This window comes from Pseudomonas sp. MF6394 (assembly GCF_002018845.1).
GTDB lineage: Bacteria > Pseudomonadota > Gammaproteobacteria > Pseudomonadales > Pseudomonadaceae > Aquipseudomonas > Aquipseudomonas lactis.
Genome location: NZ_MVOJ01000050.1, coordinates 20873 through 30861, shown reverse-complemented (window position 1 = coordinate 30861; position 9989 = coordinate 20873). Strand labels below are relative to the sequence as shown.

Annotated in this window: 7 protein-coding genes and 1 rRNA gene; 6 read left to right on the top strand and 2 right to left on the bottom strand. The window is 59.3% G+C overall.

The window, feature by feature from the left end; translation table 11 throughout:
• Nucleotides 1-2: 2 nt before the first annotated feature.
• Both rrf and mrdA read left to right on the top strand, forming a co-directional pair.
• Nucleotides 3-118 (top strand): 5S ribosomal RNA (gene rrf / locus MF6394_RS31200).
• Nucleotides 119-331: 213 nt separating this feature from the next.
• On the top strand, nt 332-2224 hold the full coding sequence (gene mrdA / locus MF6394_RS31195) for a penicillin-binding protein 2 (protein ID WP_078468204.1): 1893 nt from the start codon (nt 332-334) through the stop codon (nt 2222-2224).
• 1 nt (nt 2225) lies between these two features.
• On the opposite strand, the gene MF6394_RS31190 is transcribed toward mrdA, so the two are convergent.
• Nucleotides 2226-2627 carry a GFA family protein gene (locus tag MF6394_RS31190; RefSeq protein ID WP_044273564.1) on the bottom strand — a complete coding sequence of 134 codons (402 nt, stop codon included), beginning with the start codon at nt 2625-2627 and terminating at the stop codon, nt 2226-2228.
• Nucleotides 2628-2725: 98 nt separating this feature from the next.
• Between MF6394_RS31190 and MF6394_RS31185 the strand changes: the two genes are divergently transcribed.
• Entirely contained in the window at nt 2726-3184 is a 459-nt protein-coding gene (locus MF6394_RS31185) for an SRPBCC family protein (protein ID WP_078468203.1), read from the top strand.
• 56 nt (nt 3185-3240) lie between these two features.
• On the opposite strand, the gene MF6394_RS31180 is transcribed toward MF6394_RS31185, so the two are convergent.
• The gene (locus MF6394_RS31180; RefSeq protein ID WP_078468202.1) at nt 3241-6000 is read right to left on the bottom strand and encodes an autotransporter outer membrane beta-barrel domain-containing protein; all 2760 of its coding nucleotides are present in this window, start codon (nt 5998-6000) and stop codon (nt 3241-3243) included.
• Nucleotides 6001-6189: 189 nt separating this feature from the next.
• Here MF6394_RS31180 and MF6394_RS31175 point away from each other — a divergent pair, with 189 nt between their 5' ends.
• The 3 genes from MF6394_RS31175 (at nt 6190) to MF6394_RS31165 (ending at nt 9957) form a co-directional block, all read left to right on the top strand.
• Nucleotides 6190-8547 carry a DNA polymerase II gene (locus MF6394_RS31175; RefSeq protein WP_078468201.1) on the top strand — a complete coding sequence of 786 codons (2358 nt, stop codon included), beginning with the start codon at nt 6190-6192 and terminating at the stop codon, nt 8545-8547.
• Between the two features lie 46 nt (nt 8548-8593).
• Nucleotides 8594-9226 carry a glutathione S-transferase N-terminal domain-containing protein gene (locus MF6394_RS31170; protein ID WP_078468200.1) on the top strand — a complete coding sequence of 211 codons (633 nt, stop codon included), beginning with the start codon at nt 8594-8596 and terminating at the stop codon, nt 9224-9226.
• 152 nt (nt 9227-9378) lie between these two features.
• Nucleotides 9379-9957: a DUF4174 domain-containing protein gene (locus MF6394_RS31165; protein WP_032892532.1), complete on the top strand. Its 579-nt coding sequence runs from the start codon at nt 9379-9381 to the stop codon at nt 9955-9957.
• Nucleotides 9958-9989 lie beyond the last annotated feature (32 nt).

The following is a 9989-nucleotide window of genomic DNA, read 5'->3' as shown; positions in this document are numbered from 1 at the left end:
TTCTTGACGACCATAGAGCATTGGAACCACCTGATCCCATCCCGAACTCAGCAGTGAAACGATGCATCGCCGATGGTAGTGTGGGGTTTCCCCATGTGAGAGTAGGTCATCGTCAAGATTAAATTCCGAAACCCCAATTGCGAAAGCAGTTGGGGTTTTGTTTTGGGCGCTCGAAAATTCCAGCGCTTCTGGCAACATTAAATAAGCTGCCGTTGAGGGAATTCGATACAAAGTGTTTCTGCATTTTTGCTATGGTGCAGCACATTTTCACAAGGATTGATCTTTATCCGCAGGATGCGGCGTCGACCTTTTCCAACGAGATGCTGTAGAAATGCCTGAACCGATACCTATCAAAGATCACGAAAAAGAAAACCGCCTGGTCAACAAGCGCTTGCTCGCCTGCGCGTTGTTGGTGATTGGGATCACGTGTGCGCTGGTAGGGCGCATGTATTTCCTGCAGGTGGTGCAGTACGACTACCACTCCACAATTTCCGAAAACAACCGGGTCCACGTCTTGCCCATCACACCGACTCGGGGCTTGATCTATGACCGTAATGGCGTAGTCCTGGCCGACAACCGGCCGAGTTACAACCTGACCATCACCCGTGAGCGCACAGCCGACCTCAAGGGTGAACTGGACGAAATCGTCAATCTGTTGCACCTGCCTGCCGAAGACCGGGCGGTGTTTGATAAGGCGCTCAAGCAGGCCCGTCACCCGTTTGTTCCCGTCACGTTGTTCTACGAGTTGACCGAAGAGCAGATCGCCGTTTTGGCCGTCAACGAGTTCCGCCTACCTGGGGTGGACGTCGAGCCACAATTTGTTCGCCATTACCCTCTGGGCGCGCACTTTGCCCACTCTATCGGCTACGTCGGTCGCATCAACGAAAAAGAGTCCAAGACCCTTGATTCGGTGGAGTACCGCGGTACCCAATCCATCGGCAAAACCGGAATCGAGCGCTTTTACGAGTCAGAACTGCATGGCCATGTCGGTTATGAAGAGGTGGAGACCAACGCACAGGGTCGTGTGCTGCGCGTGCTCAAGCACACCGATCCGATCCCTGGCAAAAACATCGTACTGAGCCTCGACGTCAAGCTACAGGAAGCCGCCGAAGAGGCCTTGGGCGACCGTCGTGGTTCGGTAGTCGCCCTGGACCCGCAAACCGGTGAAGTACTGGCGATGGTCAGCAAACCGAGTTTCGATCCGAACCTGTTCGTCACCGGCATCAGCTTCAAGGAGTACGCCGCGCTGCACGACTCCATTGACCGGCCGCTGTTCAACCGCGTGCTACGCGGTCTCTATGCGCCAGGCTCAACCATCAAGCCGGAAGTGGCCATCGCCGGTCTCGACAGTGGGGTTGTTACCCCACAAACCCGAGTCTTCGACCCAGGTTATTATCAGTTGCCAGACTTTGACCACAAATACCGCAACTGGAACCACAGCGGTGACGGCTGGGTGGACATGGACGCGGCCATCATGCGTTCCAACGACACTTACTTCTACGACCTGGCCCATAAGCTCGGGATCGACCGCCTGCACGACTATCTGGCCGAATTCGGCCTGGGCCAGAAAGTGTCCCTGGATATGTTCGAAGAATCTGCCGGCCTGATGCCATCCCAAGCCTGGAAGCGTGCGACCCGTCGCCAGCCGTGGTTCCCCGGCGAAACCGTGATCCTCGGCATTGGCCAAGGTTATATGCAAGTGACACCGCTGCAATTGGCCCAGGCCACAGCGTTGATCGCCAACAAAGGTGTATGGAACCGGCCGCACCTGGCCAAGAACATCAACGGTGTGGCTCCGGTAGATGAACACCCGATGCCCAACGTTGTGCTCAAAGACCCACGTGACTGGGAGCAGGTCAACCACGGCATGCAATTGGTGATGCACGATCCCCGCGGTATCGCCCGAGCGGCAGCGCAAGGCGCCCAATACCGTATCGCCGGCAAGAGTGGTACCGCCCAGGTGGTGGCGATCAAACAGGGTGAGCGCTACAACCGCAACAAGACCTTGGAGCGGCATCGCGATAACGCTTTGTTCGTCGGCTTTGCCCCGGCCGAACATCCGAAAATCGTGATTTCAGTCATGATCGAAAACGGTGAGGCCGGCGGCCGTGTAGCCGGGCCTGTGGTGCGACAGATCATGGATGCCTGGCTGCTCGACCAGGAAGGCCACCTCAAGCCGCAATATGCGGCGCCGGCCAAGGCACCGGGTGATCCACGGGTTTGACTTAAACCCTCCACTCGTCCCAGCGCGCTACGCCGTCATAGGCCAGCCAGGGCACTTCATGGGCCGTCCAGATATGCGAGGTGGGCCTGACGCCCGGATCCTCATCCAGCGTCGCCACCCGCACAATCACGTGGGGCTGATGCCCACGTTCAGCGATCAGATGTGAGCCGCAGCGCGAGCAGAAATGTCTGAATTTGCCCGGCGAAGATTCAAAGGACGACAGCAGTTCCTCACCCTGCGTCCAGCGAAAATGCTCACGCATCACCCCGGCCGTGGCAACAAACGCGGCCGCGTGTGCCTTGCGGCAGCTTTCGCAGTGGCAGTGGCTGATGGGCATGTCCAGGCTGTCCACTTGGTAGCGCACGCCTTTGCACAAGCAACTTCCATTCAGTGGGTCAGTCATAACCTATGGCCAGGCAAGGAGGGGGTCATCATCATCGCGCACAACGCAAGGTTGCGCATTGGTTGATGTCGCCTACTGTTCAATGAAGGAGGTGACTTATGCACGTATTAGATCGCATCGAACGCAAAGTCCTGCTCAACGCATCACGTAAACAGGTCTGGGAGGCACTCACGCAGGCCGATCAATTTGGTCAGTGGTTCGGTATCGCACTTGAAGGTAAAACCTTTGTGGCCGGAGAAACCATCGAAGCACCCATTACCTACAAAGGTTACGAACATGTCGTGTGGAAGGCCAGGATCGAACGCATCCTGCCCCAAACGCTGTTTTCTTTCTGGTGGCATCCTTTCGCAGTGGAAGAGGGCATCGACTACGACAAGGAGACACCGACGCTGGTGGAGTTCACGATTGAAGATCGCGCTCCTGGCATCCTCTTGCGGGTCGTCGAATCCGGTTTTGACCAAGTCCCCGAAGCGCGCCGTCAGAAAGCCTTCAAGATGAACTCCCGTGGCTGGGACGAACAAATGGGCAATATCGAAAAATACCTGAGCCGAGCCTGACCCGAACGGGCATCATGGTTGATGCCCGGCTTCACGCCAGCGTGCATTCGATTGCTTTAGAAACTCATCTGCCACTGGCCGACCACCGCATGATTGCGGCTATTGCTACCCAGCTCGCCGTTGTAACCGACACTCAGGTTCTGCTGCGCAGACAAACCCACCGCCAACCCCACTTCAACCATCAAGCTGTCGCGGTCCAGCGCGCTGCCTTCAACATTGAAGGCGTCGCCGCCGATCAAAAAAGCCTGCCGAGTCTTGCTGTCGACATTGCCATACAGATGCCGCCAGCCGAAGCTGGCCTGCGGGGTCAGGCTGATGCCATTGTCCAGTTGGCTCAGATGAGCCAGGCGCACCCCGAAGGTACTGCTGACATTGTCCTGGGTTTGCGCATCCACCTCGAGTGAAGCATCGCCGCCTTTCTCGCTAAAGTTGTCGCGGTGATAGCGCTGATAGCCGAGGTTGGCGAAGGGTTGGATATTCAATCGGCCGTTACCCAGCATGTAACCCAGTTCGGCAAAGGCTTGCTGGCTATCGGCGTCGTAATCACCCTTGGGTCGCTCGCTGAAACCTGCGAACTCTACTGTGCGCTTGTTGTTACCCTTGTGTTGGCTGTACGCAGCCCCCAGGCGCAACGCCAATGGGCCATCCTTGCGTACGGCATATGCCCCCGCGTGCCAGCTGCGTAATGAATTATCGACGTTGTGGCTGTCCATATCGGTCTTCGAATAGCCGCCCAGTACACCCAGGCGCCAGAGCGGCGACAAGGACCAGTCAATACCCAGCAGGCTGCCCTGTGTACGCTGCTGTGAAGACTCGTTGCCGTGCTGGCCCTCAAGCTTGCCGTAGCTGCCGAGACCTTGCAGCCACACACGGCCTCGCGCGTTTGGATCATTCAAGTTGCGCGCAGAGCTTGGGATGCCAGTTACGGCCAGCTCAGGTGTTTGCGCCGACTCAAGCCCGACGAGCAAGCTTGAACTGCTGCTCATCTGGCGCATGGCCGACAGCATGGACGTGCCCACTTGGCTGCTGGCCGCCAGTGTGGCACTGGCGAGGTTGGCGTTGCTGCTGCCTGCCAGGGCCTCAAGCGCGGCGCTGGCCGTGGTCTCCGAGGTGGCCAGCAGCGCGTCGTAGAGCGGGTTGGGGTTTCGCATCATGGAGGGCGGGGGGAAACTGCCATCCCAGTTGCTCCAGTGGCGCCACGTGATGGACTCGATGCTGTTGACTGCGCGGGCGGCGTTACGGGTACGGGCGTAATCGATGAACTCGACATCGTTGCGTGTGTAGCTCAGGTTCACCCGGTTATTGTCGTAGCTGAGTGTTGGCGTCAGGAAGGCGTAGTAGCTGCGCAGGTTGGAGTCATCAAAGGTCCCCGTGATGCTGCCTGCTTGCAGGACGGTGTAAGTGCTGTGCCAGGGATAGTCCATCGAGTAACCCGGCTGCGGCCACAAATAGGCACCGTTGAGGCTGGCATTGCCGACCACATGGGTTGTCGCGGCACTGCCGTCGGGATAAGTAGCGAACTCGAATGCAGAGCCTGGCTTCATGATCAGGTTGCCGTTGACCTGAGGAGCGCCGACAACGGTATCCGTGATCAATCTCCCGCTGACGGTAAGATTGTTGACTGAGCCTCGGCCCCGGTAAGTCGCGCCTTGGTCGACGATCACGTCACCAGCGATGTTGCCCTGGTTGTTTAAGTGACCATTGGCAGAGAGGCGTGCGCCTTCGCTGAAATCGCCGCGACCATTGAGTACCCAGTAGCCGCGACGCACTTGTAGTACGTCAAAATTGCGCGTCGTCTCGACCGTCCCGTCGGGTTCACGCGTATCTGAAGGATAATATTGGTAGCCCTCCAGAATCATGGTGTTATGCCCTGCGCCGCCGTCAACTAACCCCTCAAAACGGGCGCCGGGGTACAGCGTCAAGGTGTCGTTGCCGCCCCCCATGTCCAGGGCTACACCATTACCCCCGCTGATCAGGGCACCGTTGAATACCCGGTCGTCGAAATTACCGATAAAACGCGCGCCATAGCCATCAAGCCCACGCAGGTCGACGAAATTTCTCAGCTCCGTTGCGCCGGTTGCCGCCCCATCATGGCCATCACTGACTAAGAGGCCATTGTCGGTACCTGTGATTGAGCCGGTACGTGGAATGCCTGTGGAAGGATCAAACCGGCCGCCGTTGAACAGGTAGCCACCGCCAATCGATACTCCATCGCTGGTGTTGGCTCGTCCATTTTTGTCCGCTCCACTGGCGCCCAATGCCCGGATAACGCCAGAGTTTTCGATGTGGGCAATGCCTCCTATGCGTAGGCCATCGCCGTCGATATTCTCCAGGCGTCCTTCTCGTGCGCCAGTGATCGTGCCGTCGTTGTAAACCGTGGCATCACCCGTTATCGAAACCCCAGCGCCGTCACGTCCGGCAAGCGTGCCATTGTTGCTCAGCAAATTGAGTTGCTCGCCTGAGATTGCATGCTGGGCGCCGGAGATTACCCCGGTGTTGTCGATACGCACATCGGTCGCAGCGCCCAGGCTGATCCCGTCTAATCTATCGGCAGTGATCGAGCCGTCATTTTGAATGAAGACATTGCGCTGCCAATCAGGCAGGTTTTGGCGAACGCTGACGGCGGTCGTATGGGTGGTGATGCTGCCGGTCTTGGTCACCCACAAACTGGGGTTGTAAAAATAGCCACTGCCCACGGTGAGCGGGGTATTGGTTGGGGTATCGATGAATACTTGAGCAAGGCTGGCAGGAGAAAGCGAGGCGCCGGAAACAATCAACGAAATAGTCAGGGCCAGACGGCGGGGGACGAACGACATGCGCGAAATCCTTTTCTTGAATCTCGCCATCTTCCTATATAGCCATTTGATATTGCCAGCGCATTCTTATCCTAAAAAACGATGACATCCTTTTTATGATATTGCGCGCTAGGTATGCGTTTACCCGCCGCCTTGGACCGGATGCCGAGTAGAATCACGCCCTGAACGCGATTCTTGAGGTGCGGTACGGTGGATTTACAGCAGGGTTTTGTCCTGACCCGGCATTGGCGCGATACCCCGGCGGGCACGGAGGTCAGCTTCTGGCTGGCCACCGACCAAGGGCCTCGGTGCATTCGCCTACCCGTGCAAACCTCGGTGGTGTTCATTCCTGAGGCTTACCGCAAGCCGCTCGATTGGTTGCTCAAGGGCGAGCGCGATCTTGAGTTGCGCCCGTTGCAGCTGTGCGACTTTCATCACCGCCCGGTCCTGGGCCTGTATGCCCGCCAGCACCGGCAGTTGATGGACATCGAAAAGCGCCTGCGCGCTGCCGGGATCGATGTCTACGAAGGTGACGTGCGCCCGCCCGAGCGCTACATGATGGAGCGTTTTATCACCGCACCGGTCTGGTTCGGTGGCATCGCTGATGCAAGCGGCACCTTGCTCGACGCGCAGATGAAGCCCGCCCCCGACTACCGTCCGCCCTTGAAGCTGGTGTCCCTGGACATCGAGACCACCGCCCAGGGCGATCTCTACTCCATCGCCCTTGAAGGCTGCGGCGAACGCCAGGTGTACATGCTCGGCCCGCCGAACAAAACCGACGCCGTGGATTTCAAGCTCGACTATTGCGACACCCGCGCTCAACTGCTCGAACGCCTCAACCAATGGCTGGCCACGTTTGACCCCGACGCGATCATCGGCTGGAACGTGGTGCAGTTCGACCTGCGCGTCCTCCACGAACACGCCCAACGCCTGAACGTGCCGCTGTTGCTGGGACGTGGCGGTGAAGCCATGGCCTGGCGTGAGCACGGCAGCCGCAATCACTACTTCGCTGCGGCGGCGGGGCGGTTGATCATCGACGGTATCGAAGCGCTGCGTTCGGCCACCTGGAGTTTTGAGTCCTTCAGCCTGGAAAACGTCGCGCAAACCCTGCTCGGCGAAGGCAAGGACATCTCCACGCCGTACCAGCGCATGGACGAAATCAACCGCATGTTCGCCGAGGACAAGCCCGCCCTGGCGCGCTACAACCTCAAGGACTGCGAACTGGTCACGCGGATTTTCGAGAAGACCGAGCTGCTCAAGTTCCTGCTCGAACGCGCCAGCGTCACCGGCTTGCCGGCCGACCGTAACGGCGGTTCCGTGGCCGCCTTCACCCACCTGTACATGCCGTTGATGCACCGCCAGGGGTTTGTTGCGCCGAACCGGGGCGACAAACCGCCCCAAGCCAGCCCCGGCGGGTTTGTCATGGACTCACGCCCGGGCCTTTATGAGTCGGTGCTGGTGCTGGACTACAAAAGCCTTTACCCGTCGATCATCCGCAGTTTCCTCATCGACCCGGTGGGCTTGATCGAAGGCCTCAAGCATCCCGACGACAGCGACTCGGTGGAAGGCTTTCGCGGGGCGCGCTTCTCCCGTACCCGGCATTGCCTGCCGTCCATCGTCACCCGCGTGTCCGAAGGCCGCGAAGAGGCCAAGCGCGAGCGCAATGCGCCGCTCTCCCAGGCACTGAAGATCATCATGAACGCCTTTTACGGTGTGCTCGGCTCCAGCGGCTGTCGGTTCTTCGACACTCGGCTGGCGTCCTCGATCACCCTGCGGGGGCACCAGATCATGCGCCAGACCCGCGCGCTGGTTGAGGCCCAAGGGTACGAGGTGATTTACGGTGACACCGACTCCACCTTCGTCTGGCTCGGCAGTGCGCATTCTGCGCAGGATGCCAATCGCATCGGCCTGGCGCTGGTGCAACACGTCAACGACTGGTGGCGGGCGCACCTGAGCAACGAATATGGCCTGCAAAGCGCCCTGGAGCTGCAATACGAAACCCACTTCAGCCGCTTCCTGATGCCGACTATCCGTGGCGCCGAGGAGGGCAGCAAAAAGCGTTATGCCGGCCTGGTCGTACGCGAAGATGGCAGTGAAGACATGGTCTACAAGGGCCTGGAAACCGTGCGCAGCGACTGGTCGCCCCTGGCCCGGCAATTCCAGCAGGAACTCTACCAACGCATCTTCCATCGCCAACCCCATCAGGACTACATACGCGACTACGTGCGGCGTACCTTGAGCGGCGAATTCGATGAGTTGCTGATCTACCGCAAACGCCTGCGCCGGCCCTTGCACGACTACGAACGCAACGTCCCGCCCCACGTACGCGCCGCGCGCCTGGCGGACGAGTACAACGACCGCCTGGGCCGCCCGCGCCAGTACCAGCGCGGTGGCTGGATCAGCTACGTGATCAGCGTCAACGGCCCGGAACCGCTGGAAGTGCGTCAGGCGCCCATCGACTACGACCACTACGTCACGCGCCAATTGCAGCCCGTGGCCGACGCAATCCTGCCGTTCGTGAATGATGATTTCAGCACCTTGGTGGGCGGGCAGATGGGGCTATTCTAGCTAATCGACACTCTCCATATTGCCCATAGCTCAGGAGGAAACGCCCATGTACACCCTCTATGGCACCGACGAATCCGGCTCCTGCATGATCGAAATTGCCCTGCAACGCTGCGCAGTGCCGTGGCATCGCGTGGAGGCCAGTTCCTGGCAGGACGGCGAGGGCAGTGACGCCCTTGCACGTATCAATCCACTCAAGCAGATCCCCACGCTGGTTACTCCAAATGGCCAGGTACTGACCGAAAGCGCCGCGATCTTGATCCACCTGGGCCTGGAGTATCCCAAGGCCCAGTTGCTGGCCGGCGATCGTACGCAGATCCTGCGCGGCTTGCTCTACATCGCCGCCAACTGTTATTCGGCGATCGGCATCATCGACTACCCGCAACGCTGGTTGGGCAATGCCGATGAGGCGCAGCAAGCGCAACTGGTCAGCGGCACACGGCGCTACCTGCATCAGGCCTGGGTCGTGTTTGCCGATCAGTTTGCCGGCCAGCTGTTGACCCCGAGCAACGTGCCGAATGCACTGGGCATCATGGCGGCGGCGGTGTCGCGTTGGGACGACGCGCGCGCGGTGCTCGGCAACCTGGCGCCGGGCTTTGCGCAGAGCCTGGAGCGGGTAGACGCTGACCCTGTCGTGGCCCCCGTTTTTGCCCGGCATTGGCCGCAGTGGAAAGTCTCGTAACCGGAAGAAACAATGACCAGGCCACTGTCCAAGCCCTTGCGTAGCGGGCTTCCTGACCTACGCTTCTCAAAGTGATGTAGGAATCATCCTTGAATTTGGCTGTCGCAGACATGAAACTCAAGAACCCTGCATGGAATTCAAAGGAGGTGCGCATGCTCATCCGGTCGCTGACCCTGGCTACCTTGATGGCTTTTACGGGGCCGTTGTTGGCCGCTGATGATAATCCGCTCAAGCAGGAATTGGGCAAGACGCGCCCTCTGGTGGTCGTGGAGCTTGATGCTGGAAACCCGACACTGGCAACGCTGAAGAAACAACTGGAAGAGGCTGCCACCAAGCAGTCCTTCGAAGAGCGCAGCATGGTGTTCTACACCGTCAAATTCGGCAGCATTGGCGCCGAAGGGGAGAAGTTCGCCAAAGACCCAAAGGACAGTAAAAAGCTCACACCGCCTGAAACCAACGCGCTGATCCGCGCCCTCAAGCTCGGCGTCGGCAGCGGTACCAAGGTGATCCTGATCGGCAAGGACGGCGAGAAGAAACTCGAAAAAACCGTCCCCCCGGACAGCCTCGACCTGAAGGAATTCTTCAGCGCCATCGACCAGATGCCTCAGGCGGAAAAGGAGCTTGCCGCACCTGCCGAGCCAGAGCCTGTTCCAGCCGCGCCAGCGGCTCCGGCCAAGGGCAGCAAACCCGCCAAACCCGGCAGCAAAGCCCCCAAGCCACTGGAGGATTGAACCGGTCCCCATCCCACCGCTCTGGTGGGGTC

Coding starts and splice junctions, on each gene's coding strand:
- MF6394_RS31190 (WP_044273564.1), bottom strand. CDS start 2,627: ATGACTGACCCACTGAATGGAAGTTGCTTGTGCAAAGGCGTGCGCTAC.
- mrdA (WP_078468204.1), top strand. CDS start 332: ATGCCTGAACCGATACCTATCAAAGATCACGAAAAAGAAAACCGCCTG.
- MF6394_RS31180 (WP_078468202.1), bottom strand. CDS start 6,000: ATGTCGTTCGTCCCCCGCCGTCTGGCCCTGACTATTTCGTTGATTGTT.
- MF6394_RS31170 (WP_078468200.1), top strand. CDS start 8,594: ATGTACACCCTCTATGGCACCGACGAATCCGGCTCCTGCATGATCGAA.
- MF6394_RS31165 (WP_032892532.1), top strand. CDS start 9,379: ATGCTCATCCGGTCGCTGACCCTGGCTACCTTGATGGCTTTTACGGGG.
- MF6394_RS31185 (WP_078468203.1), top strand. CDS start 2,726: ATGCACGTATTAGATCGCATCGAACGCAAAGTCCTGCTCAACGCATCA.